At 70.4% G+C, this 19,096-nt stretch carries 12 protein-coding genes; 3 read left to right on the top strand and 9 right to left on the bottom strand.

What is annotated here, in order from left to right:
• Window positions 1-49: 49 nt before the first annotated feature.
• Entirely contained in the window at window positions 50-1,177 is a 1,128-nt protein-coding gene (locus N4G63_RS25710; protein ID WP_260790918.1) for an endo-1,4-beta-xylanase, read from the top strand.
• Window positions 1,178-1,306: 129 nt separating this feature from the next.
• On the opposite strand, the gene tkt is transcribed toward N4G63_RS25710, so the two are convergent.
• From tkt to araD, 9 genes are read right to left on the bottom strand one after another with little or no spacing between them, the layout of a single operon-like run.
• Window positions 1,307-3,313: a transketolase gene (gene tkt / locus N4G63_RS25705; protein ID WP_314600633.1), complete on the bottom strand. Its 2,007-nt coding sequence runs from the start codon at window positions 3,311-3,313 to the stop codon at window positions 1,307-1,309.
• A gap of 9 nt (window positions 3,314-3,322) precedes the next feature.
• Window positions 3,323-4,273 (bottom strand): transaldolase, encoded by a 951-nt coding sequence (tal, locus tag N4G63_RS25700; RefSeq protein WP_314600632.1) that lies wholly within the window; start codon window positions 4,271-4,273, stop codon window positions 3,323-3,325.
• The gene (gene xylB, locus N4G63_RS25695) at window positions 4,270-5,796 is read right to left on the bottom strand and encodes a xylulokinase (RefSeq protein ID WP_314600631.1); all 1,527 of its coding nucleotides are present in this window, start codon (window positions 5,794-5,796) and stop codon (window positions 4,270-4,272) included. The genes tal and xylB overlap by 4 nt, the downstream gene beginning before the upstream one ends.
• A 57-nt stretch (window positions 5,797-5,853) precedes the next feature.
• Window positions 5,854-7,170: a xylose isomerase gene (gene xylA, locus N4G63_RS25690; protein WP_314600630.1), complete on the bottom strand. Its 1,317-nt coding sequence runs from the start codon at window positions 7,168-7,170 to the stop codon at window positions 5,854-5,856.
• 39 nt (window positions 7,171-7,209) lie between these two features.
• On the bottom strand, window positions 7,210-8,730 hold the full coding sequence (locus tag N4G63_RS25685; protein ID WP_314600629.1) for an MFS transporter: 1,521 nt from the start codon (window positions 8,728-8,730) through the stop codon (window positions 7,210-7,212).
• Between the two features lie 55 nt (window positions 8,731-8,785).
• Window positions 8,786-10,441, bottom strand: coding sequence for a glycoside hydrolase family 43 protein (locus tag N4G63_RS25680; protein WP_314600628.1), 1,656 nt, complete (start codon window positions 10,439-10,441; stop codon window positions 8,786-8,788).
• A 15-nt stretch (window positions 10,442-10,456) separates the two neighbouring features.
• Entirely contained in the window at window positions 10,457-12,016 is a 1,560-nt protein-coding gene (locus N4G63_RS25675) for an MFS transporter (protein ID WP_314600627.1), read from the bottom strand.
• A gap of 8 nt (window positions 12,017-12,024) precedes the next feature.
• Complete coding sequence (locus tag N4G63_RS25670; RefSeq protein ID WP_314600626.1) at window positions 12,025-12,735, bottom strand: ribonuclease activity regulator RraA; 711 nt, start codon at window positions 12,733-12,735, stop codon at window positions 12,025-12,027.
• Window positions 12,736-12,746: 11 nt separating this feature from the next.
• Window positions 12,747-14,474, bottom strand: coding sequence for an L-arabinonate dehydratase (gene araD / locus N4G63_RS25665; RefSeq protein WP_314600625.1), 1,728 nt, complete (start codon window positions 14,472-14,474; stop codon window positions 12,747-12,749).
• Between the two features lie 306 nt (window positions 14,475-14,780).
• On the opposite strand from araD, the gene N4G63_RS25660 reads away from it, so the two are divergent.
• Window positions 14,781-17,357 carry a glycosyl hydrolase 115 family protein gene (locus N4G63_RS25660; protein ID WP_314600624.1) on the top strand — a complete coding sequence of 859 codons (2,577 nt, stop codon included), beginning with the start codon at window positions 14,781-14,783 and terminating at the stop codon, window positions 17,355-17,357.
• A gap of 45 nt (window positions 17,358-17,402) precedes the next feature.
• The gene (locus N4G63_RS25655; RefSeq protein ID WP_314600623.1) at window positions 17,403-19,085 is read left to right on the top strand and encodes a glycoside hydrolase family 43 protein; all 1,683 of its coding nucleotides are present in this window, start codon (window positions 17,403-17,405) and stop codon (window positions 19,083-19,085) included.
• The last annotated feature ends 11 nt before the right edge of the window (window positions 19,086-19,096 follow it).

Here is a 19,096-nt window from a genome sequence, read left to right as displayed (position 1 = left end):
CGCCCGCCGAGCTTTCACGACACGCCCAATCCTGCATCGCACACACACCATGACCGATCCTGCATTCCGGCAATTCACGCGCCGCCAACTCACCCTTGCCATGGCCTGCGCCGCCGTGGCGCCTGGCCTGGCGCTTGGCGCTGCGGGCAAGCCCGTGCCCTCGCTCGGCCAGGCGCTGGGTCCGCGCCTGCCCTTCGGCATGGCCGTGACACCCGCGCAGATGGCCAGCAGCGACGCGGCCTTGGTGCAGCACCACGCCTCGATCATCGTGGCCGAGAACGCGATGAAGCCCTCCGAGCTGTCACCGCGTGCCGAGGGCCAGTACAGCTTCGAGGTGGCGGACGCCATGGTCAACAAGGCGCTCGAACTCGGGCTCAAGGTCCGCGGCCACACGCTCATCTGGCACCAGCAGACACCGCCGTGGATGTTCCTGGAGAACGGCCAGACGGTGTCGCGTGCCACGCTGATCGAGCGCATGCGCCGCTACATCACCGACGTGGTGACGCACTTCAAGGGGCGCGTCTACGCCTGGGACGTGGTCAACGAGGCCTTCTGCTTCGGCGAGGCCAACGTGAAGACCGATGCCGAGGGCATGCGCATGAGCCCGTGGCGCGAGATCATCGGCCCGGAGTTCATCGACATCGCCTTCGAAGCCGCCTCAGCCGCAGACCCGAATGCCCTGCTCTTCTACAACGACTACGAGACGCAGAACGCCGACAAGGTGAAGGCCGTCTCGCGGATGGTGCGCCAGCTCAAGGGCCGGGGCATCAAGATCGACGGCATCGGGCATCAGAGCCACATGACCGTGACCCACCCGCGGCTCAGCGAGGTCGAGGCCTCGCTGATCGCCTACGCCGAACTGGGCGTCACGCAGCAGATCACCGAGCTGGACATCGCGCTGAATGCCGACCTGACGAAAAACCAGGTGCCGCGCGCCACGCCGCGCCTGCTGGCCCTGCAGGCCCAGCGTTATGCCGACATGTTCCGCCTCTTCCTGAAGCACCGCGACAAGCTCAGCGCCGTGGTGGTCTGGGGCGTGGATGACCGCCAGAGCTGGCTGAACTACTGGCCGATGCGCCGCTTCGAGGCGCCCCTGCTGCTGGACCGCCAACAGCAGCCCAAGCCGGCGTTCTGGGCCGTGCTTGAAGTGGCCAAGGCCGCCAAGACGGCGCCCTGAAGCCTGCACCGGCGCCGCAGGCGCCGATCGTGCCATGCGCGCCGCGGGCACCGAGGCCGTGCGCGCCGCGGGCGCCGATGTCCGTGCGCGCCGCGCGCCGCCATCGGCGCTCGGCGCGCACCCGGCCCGTCAGTGCTTCAGGCAGGCCAGGGCCGCATCCACCACCGCCGGCACGGTGATGCCGAAGTGCGTGGCCAGCGCGGCGGCGGGTGCCGATTCGCCGAAGGTGTCGATGCCGACCACGGCGCCTTCCAGACCCACGTACTGGCGCCACAGCGCGGTGACCCCGGCTTCCACGGCCACGCGCGGCACGCCCGCGGGCAGCACCGACTGACGCCAGGCCGCATCCTGCTGCTCGAACATGTGGCACGAGGGCATGGAGACCACCCGTGCATTGACGCCCTGCTGCGCCAGCACTTGTTGCGCCTTGACCGCCAGGTCCAGCTCGGAGCCGGTGGCGATCAGCACCAGCTGCAAGGCCTGGTCCGCGGCCTCGCGCACCAGCACATAGCCGCCGCGCGGGATGGCCGCCAGCGTCTGGGCATCGCGCGGCTGGTGCGGCAGGTTCTGGCGCGACAGGATCAGCGCGGTGGGCGTGTGGCGGTGGCGCACCGCCGTCTGCCAGGCCACCAAGGTCTCCACCGCATCGCCGGGTCGCCACAGGTCCAGGTTGGGCACCAGGCGCAGCGTGGCTACCTGCTCCACCGGCTGGTGGGTGGGCCCGTCCTCGCCCAGCCCGATGGAGTCGTGGGTGAACACGTAGATCGGGTTGGTGCGCATCAGCGCCGCCATGCGGATGGCGTTGCGCGCGTACTCCGAGAACATCAGGAAGGTGCCGCCGAAGGGGCGGTACCCGCCGTGCAGCGCAATGCCGGTCTGGATGGCCACCATCGCGAACTCGCGCACGCCATAGTGCAGGTAGTTGCCGCCTTCGGCCGCCTTGGCCACCGAGCGGCAGCCCGGCCATTGCGTGAGGTTGGACGGCGCCAGGTCGGCCGAGCCGCCCAGCAGCTCGGGCAGCAGCGGCGCCAGCGCGGTGATGCTGTTCTGCGACGACTTGCGCGAGGCCGCGGTCTCGGCCTTGGCGGCCGCGGCGCTCAGCAGCGCGGCGGCCTGTTCGTCGAAGCCGGCCGGCAGCGCGCCGCGTACACGGCGCTCGAACTCGGCCGCGCGATGCGGCTGGGCGAGGCGGCAGGCCACAAGCGCGTCTTCCCACGCGCGCTGGGCCTGCGCGCCGCGCGCGCGGGCGTCCAGCGGCGCGCGGGCCGCGTCGGGCACCACGAAGGGCGCATGCGGCCAGTCCAGCGCCTGCCGCACAGCGGCCACCTCGGCGGCGCCCAGCGGTGCGCCATGCACGTCGTGGCCGCCGGCCTTGTTGGGCGAGCCCTGCCCGATCACCGTGCGGGCGCAGATCAGCGTGGGCTTGCCGACATCCTCGGTCGCGGTGCGCAGCGCGGCATCGATGGCGGCGAGGTCATGACCGTCCACGCCGCGCAGCACGCGCCAGCCATAGGCCTCGAAGCGGGCCGGCGTGTCGTCGCCGAACCAGCCCTTCACGTCGCCGTCGATCGAGATGCCGTTGTCGTCGTAGATCACCACCAGCTTGCCCAGGCCCCAGGTGCCGGCCAGCGAGCAGGCCTCGTGCGAGATGCCCTCCATCAGGCAGCCGTCGCCGGCGAAGACGAAAGTGCGGTGGTTCACCAGCGTGTGCTCGGCGGTGTTGAACTCGGCGGCCAGCAGCTGCTCGGCCAGGGCCATGCCCACGGCGTTGGCCAGGCCCTGGCCCAGCGGGCCGGTGGTGGTCTCGACGCCGGGGGTCAGGCCGACTTCCGGGTGGCCGGGCGTCTTGCTGTGCAGCTGGCGGAAGGACTGGAGCTCGTCGATGGCGAGGTCATAGCCCGACAGGTGCAGCAGGCCGTACAGCAGCATCGAGCCGTGGCCGTTCGACAGCACGAAGCGGTCACGGTTGGGCCACTGCGGATCGGCCGGGTTGTGGCGCAGGTGCTTGCTCCACAGCACGGCGGCGATGTCGGCCATGCCCATGGGCATGCCCGGATGGCCGGAGTTGGCCGCCTGCACCGCATCTACCGCGAGCATGCGCAGCGCGTTGGCGGCGAGGGTGAGTTCGTGTCCCATGGTGGGGGGCTATCCTTGTGTGGAGCGGATCAACTGTTCAAGCGCCTCGGTGTCGGCGACGAACTGCGCAATGCCTTCGGTGAGCTTTTCGCGGGCCATCGCGTCGGCGTTCAGCGCGGCCTGGAACTCGGGCTCCGACAGCGCGGGCGGCGGCGCTTCGGGCGCGCCGGCCGGCGGCAACAGCTGCTGCTGCACCGGCGCCGTGGACTGGGCCAGCTCGGCCAGCAGCGCGGGGCTGATCGTCATCAGGTCGCAGCCGGCCAGGGACAGGATCTGCCCGCTGTTGCGGAAGCTGGCGGCCATCACCTCGGTGCGGATGCCATGGCGCTTGTAGTGTGCGTAAATCGCGCGCACCGACTGCACGCCGGGGTCGTTGGCCCCGGCCATCGCGGCCTCGTTCCACCGGCTGCCGGCGGCGCGCTTGAACCAGTCATAGATGCGGCCCACGAAGGGCGAGATCAAGGTCACGCCCGCGTCGGCACAGGCCCGGGCCTGCGCCAGGCTGAACAGCAGCGTCAGGTTGGTGCGGATGCCCTGGCGCTCAAGCTGGCGCGCGGCCTGGATGCCCTCCCACGTAGACGCTAGCTTGATGAGCACGCGTTCGCGGGCGATGCCGGCCGCGGCGTAGTGGCCGATCAGGCGCTCGGCCATGGCCACCGAGGCCGCCGTGTCGAAGGACAGACGCGGGTCGATCTCGGTGGACACGCGGCCCGGCACATGGCGCAGGATCTCCTGCCCGAAGGCGACGAGAAGGTGTTCGGCCACCACCGCAGGTGTGGCGCCGGGGTGGTCGGCGACCGCCCGTTCCAGCAGCATCGCATAGCGGGGCTGCCGTACGGCCTTCAGCACCAGCGACGGATTGGTCGTCGCGTCGCGCGGCTGGTACTGAGCCAGCTGGTCGAAGTCGCCGGTGTCGGCGACGACCGTCGTGTAGCGACGCAGGAATTCGAGGCTGTTCATGCGCAGTGGACGGTGCGGCCGTCGGGCGAGGGTTCGGACACCGGCGCCGCCGGCAGGGGCGTGGCGAACTCGCTGCGCAGCGCGTCGTACAGCCGCTTGAAGCGGGCGTGGCGCGGCTGCAGCGTGGCCGCCAGCCGCGCATCGGGCTCGGCCACGCGGGCGATCTCGGGCATGCGGCAGACCTGGTCGACCGTGCCGCCGGTGGCCAGCCAAGCCAGGCGGGCGGCGCCCAGCGCGCCGCCGGCCTCGGCCCCCACGCCGTTGACCAGGCGCACGTTGAGCATCGAGGCCAGCAGCTGGGCCCACCACTCGCTGCGGGCGCCGCCACCCACCAGCCACAGTTGCTGGGCGCCGCCGCCACCGGCCAGCAGCGCCTGCCAGCCGTCCAGCAGGCCGAAGCCCACGCCTTCCAGCACGGCATAGCCCAGCGCCGCGGCGTCGTGCTCATGCGTGAGGCCGAAGAACACCCCCTGCGCATGGGCATCGTTGTGCGGCGTGCGCTCGCCACTCAGGTAGGGCAGGAAGATGGGTGCCTGCTGGCGCTGGCGCTCGTCCATCGCGGCCACCTTGGCGATCAGCGTGGCCTCGTCCTGCTCGCCCAGCAGCTGCGTCACCCAGCGCAGCGCGCTGGCCGCGCTGAGCATCACGCTCATCTGGTGCCAGGTGCCAGGCAGCGCATGGCAGAACGCGTGCACGGCGCGCGACGGGTTGGGGCTGAAGGCCTGGTTGCACAGGAAAATCACGCCCGAGGTACCCAGCGACAGGAAGCCGTCACCGGGCCGGACCACGCCCATGCCCACGGCGCTGGCCGCGTTGTCGCCGCCGCCACCGGCGATCGGGATGCCGGCCGGCAGGCCCCAGCGCAGCGCCAGCTCGGGCTTGAGCACGGCGCTGACATCGCTGCCCTCCACCAGGGCCGGCATGTGCCCTTCGTTCAGGCCGGTCAGCGCCAGGGCCTCGGTCGACCAGCGCCGGCGGGCCACATCCAGCCACAGCGTGCCCGCGGCATCGCTCATCTCGCTGAGGTATTCGCCGCTGAGCTTCAGGCGCAGCCAGTCCTTGGGCAGCAGCACGGTGGCCACCTGCTCGAACAGCGCCGGTTCATGCTGGCGCATCCAGGCCAGCTTGGGCGCCGTGAAGCCGGGCATCGCCAGGTTGCCGGTGATGGCCGGCAGTTCCGGGCAGGCGGCCATCATCTCGGCGCACTGCTGGCCGCTGCGGCCGTCGTTCCAGAGGATGGCCGGGCGCAGCACGCGGTCGGCCATGTCCAGCGTGACGGCGCCGTGCATCTGGCCCGACAGGCCGATGCCGCGCACGCCGGCCATGGCCGCGCCATGCGTGCGGTGCAGCTTCTGCATGCCCAGCTCGAGCGCCTGCCACCAGTCGTCGGGGTCCTGCTCGCTCCACAGGGGCTGCGGGCGCTGCACGGTCAGGCCCACGCCGGTGGTGGCGACAATTCGGTGCTGGTCATCCAGCAACAGCAGCTTCAGCTCGGACGTGCCGAGATCAATGCCCAGGTACATCGGGACTCTTTCTTGGTGGACGGCGCGCGGCCGTTGGACTGCAAGGCGCGGCGGGCTTCAGACGAAGCGGTTGACGACGTTCTCGAGCCGCTCCTGGCGGCCCGAACGCGGTGCCGGCGAGACGCCGTTCTGATGCACCAGCTTGGCCAGTTCATCGAGGCTGGCGCCCGATTCAATGGCCTTGCCCAGCGGGCCCTGCCAGCCGGCATAACGCTCGGCCACCACGCGCTCCAGATCGCCGCTCTCGTACAGCGCCGCGGCACTGAGGAAGGCGCGGGCCATGGTGTCCATGCCGCCGATATGGCCCTCGAGCTGGTCGATCGGGTCGATGGACTGGCGGCGCACCTTGGCGTCGAAGTTGGTGCCGCCGTTGCCGTAGCCGCCAGCGCGGATCAGCTCGAGCATCGCCGGCACCAGCTGCACATGGTTGTTCGGGAACTGGTCGGTGTCCCAGCCCAGCTGCTCGTCGCCGCGGTTGGCGTCCAGCGAACCGAAGATGCCCAGCGCGCAGGCGGTGGCCACCTCGTGCTCGAAGCTGTGGCCGGCCAGCGTGGCGTGGTTGACCTCGATGTTGACCTTGACCTCGTTCTCCAGGCCGTAGGTCTTGAGGAAGCCGTACACCGTGGCGCTGTCGTAGTCGTACTGGTGCTTGGTGGGCTCCTGCGGCTTGGGCTCGATCAGGATCGTGCCCTTGAAGCCGATCTTGTGCTTGTGCTCGACCACCGAGGCCAGGAAGCGCCCGTACTGCGCCAGCTCGCGCTTGAGGTCGGTGTTGAGCAGGGTTTCATAGCCCTCGCGGCCGCCCCACAGTACGTAGTTGGCGCCGCCCAGGCGCTGCGTCCACTCCAGCACATGCTTGACCTGCGCCGCGGCGTAGGCATAGACCTCGGGGTCGGGGTTGGTGGCCGCGCCGCTCATGAAGCGGCCATGCGAGAACAGATTGGCCGTGCCCCACAGCAGCTGCACCTTGCCGTCCTGCATCTTCTTGGCGGCGGCCTCGAGCAGGCCGTCGAGGATGCGGTTGGACTCGGCCAGCGTCGCGCCCTCGGGGGCCACATCGCGGTCATGGAAGCACCAGTACGGCAGGCCCAGCTTGCCGAAGAAATCGAAGGCCGCGTCCAGCTTCAGGTAGGCAGCCTTGACCGGATCGGCCTCGGCGAACCAGGGGCGCTGGAACACGGTGTTGCCCAGGCCGAAGATGTCCTCGCCCTTCCAGCAGAAGTTGTGCCAGTAGCAGACGGCGGGGCGCAGGTGCTCGGCCAGGGTCTTGCCGAGCACCACGCGCTTGGCGTCGTACCAGCGGTAGGCCAGCGGGTTGGTGGACTGGGGGCCTTCGTACTGGACGACGGGCAGATCGGAATAGACGGTGCTCATGGCGGGTTCCTTGCGGTGGTTTCGGGGTGGTGAGGCGGGTCAGGCAGCGGCGGGCACGGCGCCGGCCTGCTGGCGACGCTGGGCCAGTTCTTCCGCCATCGTCGTGGTGGTCTTCTTGTCCAGCTTGTTGGCCAGCAGCGACAGCGTGCAGGCGGCGAACAGCGCGCCCACCGCCAGGCTGGACAGGACGCGGTAGCCCTCGATGGCATTGGCGGCCGCGGGCTGTTGCGTGTCGTAGCCGAAGAAGCCGGCCAGCAGCCACAGGAAGCTGGCCGAGCCCAGGGCCAGGCCGGTCTTCAGCGCGAAGCCGATGGTGGCGAACACCATGCCGGTGAAGCGCCGGCCGGTCTGCCACTCGGAGTAGTCGGCGGCGTCGGCATACATCGACCACATCACGGCGACGCTGGGCGCGTAGACCGCGGCACCCAGCACGGCCAGGCCCAGCATGGCCCACACCGCCGTGGGCGGCAGCAGGTACAGCGCGCAGGCGGTCAGCGTGGACAGGCCGAAGCAGCCGATGCCCACCGCGCGCCGGCCGAAGCGCGCCGACAGCCCGGTCGACAGCATGATCACCACGATGGTCACGGCCGTGCCGGTCATGTTGATGATGCTGTTGAAGACATCGGCGACGTTCGAGTTCGCCACCTGATCGCGCGTGCCGTGCACGATGTAGCCCAGCGCATCGGCCAGGCTGCCGGTGCCGGCCGGATCGGGCGTGGTCAGGCCCAGCGCGGCGATGAAGTCGAACATCGCCGCCTTGTCGACGTAGTGGTGGTAGTAGTTGTAGTGCGCGCCGCCGCGAAACGACAGCAGCGCGAAGTGGAAGATGGTGTAGACCACCAGCGCGATCCACGGGCCGTTTTTCAGCAGGTCCAGGAAGTCCTGCTTGGGCGAGGCCTGCTCGCCCGAGATCGGCTTGATGCGCTCGCGGGTGGTGAAGAAGGTCACCAGGAACAGCACCAGGCAGGCCACGGCCCACAGCGTCATGGTCACCTGCCAGCCATGCGCCCGGTCATGGCCCTGCGCGAACTTGGCCACCAGCGGCAGCGTCAGCCCGCCGACGATGAACTGCGCCGCATTGACCGAGACGAAGCGGAACGAGTTGAGCTTGGTGCGCTCGTTCAGGTCACCGGTCATCACGCCGCTCATCGCCGAGTAGGGCATGTTGTTCATCGAGTACAGCGTCATCAGCAGCGTGTTGGTGATGCCGGCATAGGCCACCACCATGCCCGTGCTCCAGCCCCAGGCCGGATCGGGTGCGGTGTAGGCCAGCACCATCACCACCGCCCAGGGCACGGATGTCCACAGCACCCAGGGGCGGAACTTGCCCCAGCGCGTGTTGGTGCGGTCGGCCAGCACGCCCATCACCGGGTCGAAGATGGCGTCCCACAGCCGCGGCCACAGCAGGATCGCCGCGGCCGTGTTCGCGCTCAGGCCGAACACGTCGGTGTAGAAGTTCAGCTGGAACAGGATCATGGACATGAAGACCAGGTTCGCTGCGGCGTCGCCGCAGCTGTAGCCAGCCTTCTCGATGAACGACAGTCGTTCGTGGACGGTCATCGGGGTCTCCTCATGTTGTCGTACGTGCCATGGCAAGCCTGCCGGGCGGAAGGCATCAGACCCTGGCCTCGTAGCTGAGGTAGTCGAAGTCCGCCGTCTGGCGCGTGCCGGCCAGGTCCTGGCAGGCCAGGCCGATGAAGTTGCCGGTGAAGCCGAAGCTCTCGGCAAAGCCGTTGACGAAGCGCGTGGCGAACTCGTCGCTCAGCATGGCGGTGTCCAGCGCCGGGCCGATCGACCGCCAGGCGCCGCCGTCCTGGCGGAACTGGAACTGGTAGGTGTCGTGGTTGAACTCCACGGCCAGGTCCACCGGCCCCGCGGCCAGCGCCACCGGATCGGCCGGGCCGCTCATCTGGCCCTGCCGGTTCACGGTGAGGCTGACCACTCGCTGCTGGCTGTCGGGATCGCGCGTCACGTGCAGGTAGGCGTGGTTGCGCGTGTTGTAGTAAGCGGTCAGGCCGGCCATCTGGTGGAAGCTTTCGGGCTCGAAGTCGACGCGGGTCTCGACACGGCAGCGGAAGTGCTGCTGCCGGCGCGCCAGCAGGCTTTGGTCGAACAGGCTCATCAGCGACTCGCGCCCGGTCAGGCGCAGATGACCGGGCCGGGCGGTCAGCGATGCCCAATTGGCATCAACCGGCCGGCGCAGGGAGTTCAGGTGGCCGCTGAGCGTGGGTGCGTCGAAGTCATCACGCACCGGCTCGGCCGGGAACGGATGCGCAGGGAGCTGCGGCGGCTCGATGTGCATGCTCGGCTGCTGGCCATGGCCCCCAACCAGTTCGGGCCAGTCGTCGTCGCGCCAGTGGATGCGCTGCAGCGCCGTCTCGCGGCCCAGCGGGCAGTGCAGGCCGTCGTAGCCGGCTTCGGGGTTGTTGCGCGCGGCGTTCGGGCCGCTCCACTCCAGCGGGCGGCCGCACAGGTGCGCCATGAACCACTCGCCATGCGCCGTCTCCACCAGGCTGGCGTGGCCGCTGCGCTGCAGGCCGTCGGTGGGCTTGCGCCAGGCCGTCATCAGCGGATTGCCGGGCAGCGTCTCGTACGGCCCGTCGATCTGGCGCGAGCGGGCCAGCGTGACCGCATGCTCGTAGTAGGTGCCGCCCTCGGCCGTCAGCAGGTAGTACCAGCCCTTGCGCCGGTACAGGTGCGGGCCTTCGACGACGCCCAGCGCGGTGCCGGCGTAGATGTTCTTCACCGGGCCCACCAGGCGCCGCGCCTCGGCGTCGTACTCCTGCAGCAGGATGCCGTTGAAGTTGTGCTTGCCGGGCCAGTGCGTCCACTGCTGGTTCAGCAGCCAGTGCCGGCCGTCGGCATCGTGGAACAGGCTCGGATCGAAGCCCGAGCTGTTCAGGTACACCGGCTCGCTCCAGGGGCCCTCGATGCTCTGCGCGGTGATCAGGTAGTTGTGCGTGTCCTTGAACGCCCCCACGGTGGAGCGCACATCGGTGTAGATGAGCCAGAACTTGCCGTGCGAATAACTCAGGCACGGCGCCCAGACGCCGGCCGAATCGGGGTGGCCGGTGAGGTCGAGCTGGCTGGTGCGCGTGACGGCATAGCTGTGGTGGCGCCAGTTCACCAGGTCACGCGAATGGTGGATGCGCACGCCCGGCCACCACTCGAAGGTGGAGGTGGCGATGTAGTAGTCGTCGCCGTCCACGCCGGGCACGCGGCAGATGGACGGATCGGCATGAAAGCCCGGCAGGATGGGATTGGCAATCATTGGCAGGAAGAGGGTTCAGGTGCGCGGTTGAAGACACGCATCGGGTTGGGCGTCGACGGGTTCACCCGTGTTGGCATGGGCACGGCCGGCGTGCAGCAGCAGGCCGCCGATCAGCACCAGGCCGCCGGCGGCGGTGAGGGCCTGGGCCGCGCCGGAGAGCTTGGCGGCGGCCACGCAGTCGCTCCAGTGCGTGGCGATCAGCCAGACCAGCACGCTGCCCAGCGCGGCAACGCTGGCGCCGGCGGCCAGCAGCGGGCGGTGGGTCTGCGTGAGGTCGGGGCTGGTCGTGGCGTCCACGCGCTGGAAGCGGCCCTTGAACCAGACCCAGAAGATCGCCAGGCTGGTCAGGTGCATGACCCCGGCATAGACGAAGGCCCATTGCTGGGTGCCCGTCCATTGCACGGTGAGCGCCGTGAGCAGCGCGATGAACATGCCGCCGATGCCGCCGGCCGTGGCGCCCAGGCCGACCACCGCGCCCGAGATGCGCGACGGGAACAGGTCGGTGGCCGAGGTCAGAAGATTGGCCGACCAGGCCTGGTGGCAGGCCGTGGCCAGCGCGATCAGCGCCACGCAGACGGCAAAGCTGTCGGTGCGGTAGGCCAGGATGCTGCCCGGCATGCACGCGGCGAACAGGCCCATGGTGGCCAGGCGCGCCTTGCCCACCGGCCAGCCACGCTTGGACAGGTGGCCCGACAGCCAGCCGCCCAGGACGGAGCCTGCGCTGGAGCACAGGTAGATCAGCGCCACCAGGCCGGCGCTCTTGAGCGGGTTCTGGCCGCGCTCGCGCTCGAGGTAGGACGGCAGCCAGAACAGGAAGAACCACCAGACCGGATCGGTCAGCATCTTGCCCAGCAGGAAGGGCCAGATCTCGCGGTAGCGCAGCAGCGCGGTCCAGGGCAGGCGCACCGCGGGGCCCGCGGGCGCGTCGCCGTGGCGGATATGGGCCAGCTCGGCGGCACTCAGCCGGGGATGATCGTCCGGCGCATGGAAGCCGCGCTGCCAGAACACCAGCCACAGCAGCCCCGCCGCGCCGATGGCGACGAAGGCCGCCTGCCAGCCGAAGCTGAGCGCCAGCCACACCGTCACCGGCGAGGCCACGATGCCCAGCGCCGTGCCGGCGTTGAACACGCCGGTGGCCAGGGCGCGCTCGTTCTGCGGAAACCACATCGCCACGGCCTTGATGGCCGCCGGGAAGTGCGCCGCCTCGGCCATGCCCAGCAGGAAGCGCACGACCACCAGGCCCAGCACCGTGGCCACCAGGCCATGGGCCGCCGAGGCCAGCGACCACAGCACCAGGGCCACGGCCAGGCTGCGCTTGACGCCGAAGCGGTCGATGGCCGATCCGATCACCGGCGGGAAGGCGGCATAGGCCGCCGTGAACGCGAAGGTGATCCAGCCATAGTCGGCATCGGTCAGCGCCAGCCCGCCGGCCGACAAGGGCTGCTGCAGGCTGGTCTTGAGCACCGACAGCGCGTTGCGGTCGATGTAGTTGATGGTGGTGGCGGCGAACAGCAGCGCGCAGATACGCCAGCGCAAGGCCTTCGTCCACGGGACCGGGGAGGTGGCGGTGGTCATGGCGTGGCTCATCGACCGGCCGCAGCGCGCCAGCGCGCGAAGTGCCCCGCCACGTCGGCATCGGTGGGGGGGTACAGGCCCAGCACGCTGCGGCCGGCCAGCACCTGCTCCTGCACATAGTCCTCGAACACCGTCATCTCGGTGGCCTCGGCGGCGATCTCGTCGGCCAGGTGCGCCGGGATGACCACCACGCCCTCGGCGTCACCGACGACGATGTCACCCGGAAACACTGGCGTGTCACCACAGCCGATGGGCTCGTTGATGCCGATGGCCTGGTGCAGCGTCAGGTTGGTCGGCGCGCTGGGCCGCTGGTGGTAGGCGGGAATCGCCAGCCGCGCGATGTCGGGGCTGTCGCGGAAGCCGCCGTCGGTGACCACGCCGGCCACGCCCCGCACCATCAGGCGCGAGACCAGGATGCCACCGGCCGACGCGGCCCGCGCATCCTGGCGGCTGTCGATGACCAGCACCGCGCCGGCCGGGCACTCCTCGACGGCCTTGCGCTGCGGGTGCGCACGGTCGGTGAAGACGGCGATGCCGTTCAGGTCTTCCCTGGCGGGCATGTAGCGCAGCGTGTAGGCCGGGCCCACCATGTTCGGCAGCGCGGGGTTCAGCGGGCGCACGTTCTGGATGAACTGGTGGCGCAGGCCGCGCTTGAACAGCGCGGTGCACAGCGTGGCCGTGCTGACGGCCATCAGCTGGCGGCGGGTGTCGGGCAGCATCGTGGCAGGCCTCAGTAGATGAGTGGCTCGGGCACCGGGGCGCCGAAGCTGGTTTCCAGGAAATCGAAGTCGCAGCCCTCATGGGCCTGCAGGATGTGGCGCGAGAAGATCCAGCCGTAGCCGCGTTCATAGCGGTCGGGCTGAGGCTGCCAGTCGGCCCGCCGCGCGGCCAGTTCGGCATCGCTGACCTCGAGGTGGATGGTTCGCGCCGGCACGTCCACGGTGATGCGGTCGCCGGTCTTCACCAGCGCCAGCGGGCCGCCGACGAAGGCCTCCGGGCTGCAGTGCAGCAGGCAGCCGCCGTAGCTGGTGCCGCTCATGCGTGCATCCGACAGGCGCAGCATGTCGGTCACCCCCTGCCGCAGCAGCTTGGTGGGGATGGGCAGCATGCCCCACTCCGGCATGCCCGCGCCCTTGGGGCCGGCGTTGCGCAACACCAGGATGTCGTCGCCGGTGACGTCCAGGTCCGGGTCATCGACGGCCAGCTTCAGGCTGGGGTAGTCGTCAAACACCAGGGCGCGGCCGGTGTGCTGCAGCAGGTGCGGCGCCACGGCACTGGGCTTGATGACCACGCCATCCGGCGCCAGGTTGCCGCGCAGCACGGCCAGCGCGCCCTCGGCATAGATGGGATTCCCGAGAGGCCGGATCACGTCGTCGTTGAAGACCTCGGCGCCGGCGATGTTGTCACCCACGGTGCGGCCATTGACGGTCAGCGCGCCCAGATCGAGCTTGCCGCGCATCACGTTCATCAGCGCCGGCAGGCCGCCGGCGTAGAAGAAGTCTTCCATCAGGTAGCGCTCGCCGCTGGGCCGGATGTTGGCGATGACGCCCACATGGCGACTCGCCGCATCGAAGTCGTCCAGCGTCAGCGGCAGGCCGGCACGGCGGCTGATGGCGATGAGGTGGATGATGGCGTTGGTGCTGCAGCCCATGGCCATGGCCACCGCGATGCCGTTGGCGAAGCTGCCGCGTGTGAGCATCCGGGCGGGGGTCAGGTCGTCCCACACCATCTGCACGATGCGGCGCCCGCACTCGGCGGACATGCGCACATGGTTGGCGTCAGGCGCCGGGATGCTGCTGGCGCCGGGCAGCGTGAAGCCGAGGGCCTCGGCAATGCCCATCATCGTGGCCGCCGTGCCCATGGTCATGCAGGTGCCATGGCTGCGGGCGATGCCGGCCTCCATCTCGTGCCAGGCGGCGTCGCCCAGGCGCCCGGCGCGGCGCTCGTCCCAGTACTTGAAGGCATCCGAGCCCGAGCCCAGCACCTGGCCGCGCCAGTTGCCGCGCAGCATCGGCCCGGCGGGCAGGTAGATGCTGGGCAGGCCCATGCTCAGCGCGCCCATCAGCAGGCCCGGCGTGGTCTTGTCGCAGCCGCCCATCAGCACCGCGCCATCCACCGGATGGCTGCGCAGCAGCTCCTCGGTCTCCATCGCCAGGAAGTTGCGGTAGAGCATCGAGGTGGGCTTGACCAGGCTCTCGCTCAGAGAAATGGCCGGAAACTCCAGCGGCCAGCCACCGGCCTGCAGAATGCCGCGCTTGACATCCTCCACCCGCTGCTTGAAGTGCGTGTGGCACTGGTTCGCGTCGCTCCAGGTGTTGATGATCGCGATGACCGGGCGGCCGATGAAGTCGCCATGGTCGTAGCCCATCTGCAGCACCCGGCTGCGATGACCGAAACTGCGGAAGTCGTCCTTGGCGAACCAGCGCGCGCTGCGCAGGTCGTCGGCGCTGCGGCTCATGCCCGGGCCCCCGTGCAGGCGGGCGGGTTCACCGCCGCCATGGCCCCGGCCTGGACCAGAGGCTGCGGGACGCCCGTGCCAGGATGCATTCCCGGGCAGAAAGATTGCGCTACCATTTGATGATTATGCATTGACATCGGCACACAAGGTAAGAGGCCGAGACAATGGATTGATGGTGATTTCACCTAGGGAAAGCACTGACTTAGCGACGGAAGATCTCGAATAAGGTGCGATGATTGCGCGACCATTTGTGTTTGCACGTTCGCGACAAGTACCTTCTGGAGACATGCTTTGAAGAAGCGTTTGATGTGGGTCGCCGGCCTGTGGCTGGTGCTGCTGGCCCCGGCGGGCGCCGCGACCGGTGGCTGCGACACCCCGGTGTCGGTGTGCGACCGTGATCCCGGTGGCCGCGCGCTGGGCCTGGTGCGCGAGGGGCGCCCGGTGTCCATCTATGTCGATGCCGATGCCGACCCGGCCGTGCAGCGCGCCGCGCGCAGCCTGGCCTCGGATCTTGAGCGTGTCTCGGGCCAGCGCGCGCTGGTGCACCACCGCGTGGCCGACCTGCGCGGCGAGGTCGTCATCGTCGGCGTGCCGGGCCGCAGCGCGCTGCTGGACCGCCTGGCCGCGCGCCGCCTGGTGAAGACCGACGACCTGCGTGGCCAGTGGGAGGCCTTCCGCCAGGCCGTGGTGGAGAAGCCGCTGCCCGGCATCACGCGGGCGCTGGTCATCGCCGGCGCCGACCGCCGCGGGGCGGTCTTCGGCATCTACGACCTGGCCGCGCGCATGGGCGTCAGCCCGTGGGTGTGGTGGGCCGATGTGCCGGTGGCGCGCCGGCCAGACGTGTTCGTCAAGGCCGGCGAGCGGCGTGACCAGCCGCAGGTCAAGTACCGCGGCATCTTCATCAACGACGAGGCGCCGGCCTTCAGCACCTGGTCGCACACCCGCTTCGGCGGCGCCAACTCGGCGATGTACGAGCATGTGTTCGAGCTGATGCTGCGCCTGAAGGCCAACTACCTGTGGCCGGCGATGTGGCCGCCGCGCGCCTTCTATGCCGACGACCCGCGCAACATGGTGCTGGCCGACGAGATGGGCATCGTCGTCGGCACCTCGCACCATGAGCCGATGACACGCGCGCACGACGAATGGGCGCGCTTCAAGGGCGGCGCCTGGGATTACGGCAAGAACGCCACGCAGCTGCGCCAGTTCTGGCGCGGCGGCATCGAGCGCCTGATGAGCCGCCCCGACGGCAGCGCACGCGACACCCTGGTGACCGTGGGCATGCGCGGCGACGGCGACGAGCCGATGAGCGAGGACACCGCCACCTCGCTGCTCGAGACCATCGTCAGCGACCAGCGCAAGATCATTGCCGAGGTGACCCGCCAGCCGGCCGAGAAGACGCCGCAGATGTGGGCGCTGTACAAGGAGGTGCAGGACTACTACGACAAGGGCATGAAGGTGCCCGACGACGTGCTGCTGCTGTTCTGCGACGACAACTGGGGCCAGCTGCGGCGCCTGCCCGAGCGCCAGGCCACGCGCGCCGGCGGCTACGGCATCTACTACCACTTCGACTACGTGGGCGGCCCGCGCAGCTACAAGTGGCTGAACACCAACCAGATCGAGAAGACCTGGCAGCAGATGAACCTGGCCCACGAGCACGGCGCCAACGGGCTGTGGATCGTCAACGTGGGCGACATCAAGCCGATGGAGTTCCCGATCAGCTTCTTCCTCGACATGGCCTGGGCCCCGGGCCGCATGTCGGCGGCGGCGCTGGCGGCCTACCCCGCCGACTGGGCGGCCAAGACCTTCGGCCAGGCCCATGCGGCCGAGATCGGCGAGATCGTCACGCGCTACAGCCAGTACGCGGCGCGGCGCAAGCCCGAGCTGGTGGATCCGCAGAGCTTCGCGCTGGGCCAGGCCAGCCCGGGCGCGCTGGACGGCGGCGACTTCGGCCGCCGCGTGGCCGAGTGGGACCGGCTGGAGGCCCGCATGCGCGCGGTGCGGCAGCAGCTGCGCGCCGACCAGCTGGACGCCTACTTCCAGCTCGTCGAGCACCCGGTGGCGGCGCTGGCCAACCTCTACCGCCTGTACTACACGGTGGCCTGGAACCGCAAGCTCGCCGCCAGCGGCGACCCGCGCGCCAATGTGTTTGCCGACCGTGCCGAGGCCGCCTTCAAGCGCGACCAGGAACTCAGCGACCAGTACCACCAGCTCGGCGGCGGCAAGTGGGTGGGCATGATGTCGCAGACCCACATCGGCTACACCAGCTGGAACGACCCCAAGACCCAAGTCATGCCTGCGTTGACCCGGGTGGCCGGCAGCGCCGACGCCGCCGATGTGGACCGCCAGCTGGCCGCCGCCGGCCAGCCGGCCCGCGTGCCCGGCCTCATCGAGCTGGAGGCCGGGCAGTTCAGCCGCTCGGTGGCCGGCAAGAGCCTGGCCTGGACGGCCATCCCGAACCTCGGCCACACCGCCGGTGCGGTCACGGCGCTGCCGCAGGGGCGCGCCGCCACCACCCGGGCCGACGACGTGCGCCTGGAGTACGAGGTGCAGACCGATGTGGCGGGCGAGGCCGTGCTCGAGCTGCACATGGTGCCCACGCTGGACACCGCCGGAACCGGCGCCGTCCGCCTGGCGGTGGCCATCGACGACCAGCCGGCGCAGGAGCTGCGGCTGGCGCTGACCCCGGCCACTGGCGCCGAGCGCACCCGCGAGGAGAAGGACTGGGCCAAGGCCGTGCGCGACAACAAGGCCGTGCTCAGCGCCCGCTTCGCGCGGCTGGAACCCGGCCGCCACGTGATCCGGCTCTGGCGCCTGGACGACAACGCCGTGGTCCAGCGCCTGGTGCTGGACCAGCGGGCGGCCACCCAGCGGCGCACGCCCTGACCGGCCGCAGCGCGCCCCGATCCCGACAGCGAAGGCTTGCCTCCCGTGAGATCCATCGCCCCTCTGCTGGGCCGCCTGGCCCTGGCCGCCGCGGTGCTGCCCGCCAGCGCCGCAACGGCCGGCGCGGCCACCCCGGCCACCCCCGCCGCCAGCGCCACGCCCGCTGCCGCGCCGGCCCCGCGCCCCCCGAGCTTCGAGAACCCGGTGCTGAGCGGCTTCGCGTCAGACCCGAGCGTCTGCCGGCGCGGTGACGTCTACTACCTCGTCACCAGCACCTTCGAGTACCTGCCCGGCCTGCCGGTCTACCACAGCCGCGACCTGGTGCACTGGCGGCTGATCGGCAACGCCTTGTCGCGCGAGAGCCAGATCAGCTTCCCCGGGCGCAAGAGCTCGGAGGCCATCTTCGCGCCGACGATCCGCTGCCAGGGCGAGCGCCTGCACATCGTGACCACCGATGTGAACGGCATCGGCCACTTCTACGTCACGGCCACCGACCCCGCGGGCCCCTGGTCAGACCCGGTGCGCCTGCCCGAGTCGGTGTTCGGCATGGATCCGTCGCTGTTCTTCGACGACGACGGCACGGTCTTCTTCACCCGCCATGGCGGCGGCCAGGACGGCGGCATCTACCAGGCGCGCGTCGACCTCGGCGCCGGGCGGCTGCTGGATGAGCCGCGGCTGGTCTGGCGCGGCATGGGCGGCGTGTGGCCGGAAGGCCCGCACCTGTACAAGCGCCAGGGCTGGTACTACCTGGTCATCGCCGAGGGCGGCACCTCGTTCGACCACCGCATCACGGTGGCCCGCTCGCGCTCGCCCTGGGGGCCGTTCGAGCCCCACCCCGACAACCCGGTGCTGACCCACCGGCACCTGAAGGACCATCCGCTGCAGGCCCTGGGCCATGCCGACCTGATCGAGACGCCGCAGAGCGCCTGGTGGGCCGTGCTGCTGGGCATCCGCGCGCAGCGGGCGGCCGGCGGCCGCCACCACCACATCGGCCGCGAGACCCTGCTGGCCCCGGTGCACTGGCGCAGCGACGGCTGGCCCGTGTTCGGACAAGGCGGCACGCTGCAGCTGCAGCAACCCACACGCGACTTGCCCGATTGGGCGCCGTGGCCGGCCCCGCCCGTGCGCGAGACCTTCGCGGCCGACCGCCGCCTGCCGCCGCACTGGGCCTTTCTGCGCAGCTTCGCCAGCGGACAGTGGTCGCTGACCGAGCGGCCCGGCCAGCTGCGCCTGACCGGTGCCCGCACGGGCCTGGACCGCATCGGCACGCCCAGCTTCGTCGGCCGGCGCCAGGAGCGCCTGAACCAGCGCTTCGCCACCGAACTGCAGTTCAGCCCCCAGGCCGACGGCGATGCCGCGGGCCTGGCCCTGCGCATGAACGAAACGCACCACGCCCTGCTGCAACGGCGCGGCGGCGCGCAGCCCCGCCTGGAGTGCGTGCAGCAGCTGGGCAGCCGCCGGCTGCTGCACCACAGCACCGAGGTGCCGGCCAGCGCGGCGCTGCAGCTGCAGGTGCTGGCCACGCCCACGCAGTACACGCTGTCGTGGCGCACGGCGCACACGCCGGGCGAATGGCAGACCCTGTGCACGATCCCGACGCACCAGCTGTCGACCGAGACGGCCGGCGGCTTCACCGGGGTTTACATGGGCGTGTTCGCCGTCAGCGACAGCGCCAAGCCGGCGGTGGCCGACTTCGCCTGGGTCGACTTCGAGGCCCTCGGGCCGTGACGGGGCGGCAC

Origin of the sequence: Aquabacterium sp. OR-4 (genome assembly GCF_025290835.2) — a bacterium.
GTDB lineage: Bacteria > Pseudomonadota > Gammaproteobacteria > Burkholderiales > Burkholderiaceae_C > Pseudaquabacterium.
Note: the sequence above shows the minus strand (reverse complement) of the source record. Positions and strands in the feature narration are given on the sequence as shown.

Excerpts from the sequence above, each read along its gene's own strand:
- N4G63_RS25710 (WP_260790918.1), top strand. The coding sequence starts at position 50 with ATGACCGATCCTGCATTCCGGCAATTCACGCGCCGCCAACTCACCCTT.
- tkt (WP_314600633.1), bottom strand. The coding sequence starts at position 3,313 with ATGGGACACGAACTCACCCTCGCCGCCAACGCGCTGCGCATGCTCGCG.
- tal (WP_314600632.1), bottom strand. The coding sequence starts at position 4,273 with ATGAACAGCCTCGAATTCCTGCGTCGCTACACGACGGTCGTCGCCGAC.
- xylB (WP_314600631.1), bottom strand. The coding sequence starts at position 5,796 with ATGTACCTGGGCATTGATCTCGGCACGTCCGAGCTGAAGCTGCTGTTG.
- xylA (WP_314600630.1), bottom strand. The coding sequence starts at position 7,170 with ATGAGCACCGTCTATTCCGATCTGCCCGTCGTCCAGTACGAAGGCCCC.
- N4G63_RS25685 (WP_314600629.1), bottom strand. The coding sequence starts at position 8,730 with ATGACCGTCCACGAACGACTGTCGTTCATCGAGAAGGCTGGCTACAGC.
- N4G63_RS25680 (WP_314600628.1), bottom strand. The coding sequence starts at position 10,441 with ATGATTGCCAATCCCATCCTGCCGGGCTTTCATGCCGATCCGTCCATC.
- N4G63_RS25675 (WP_314600627.1), bottom strand. The coding sequence starts at position 12,016 with ATGACCACCGCCACCTCCCCGGTCCCGTGGACGAAGGCCTTGCGCTGG.
- N4G63_RS25670 (WP_314600626.1), bottom strand. The coding sequence starts at position 12,735 with ATGCTGCCCGACACCCGCCGCCAGCTGATGGCCGTCAGCACGGCCACG.
- araD (WP_314600625.1), bottom strand. The coding sequence starts at position 14,474 with ATGAGCCGCAGCGCCGACGACCTGCGCAGCGCGCGCTGGTTCGCCAAG.
- N4G63_RS25660 (WP_314600624.1), top strand. The coding sequence starts at position 14,781 with ATGTGGGTCGCCGGCCTGTGGCTGGTGCTGCTGGCCCCGGCGGGCGCC.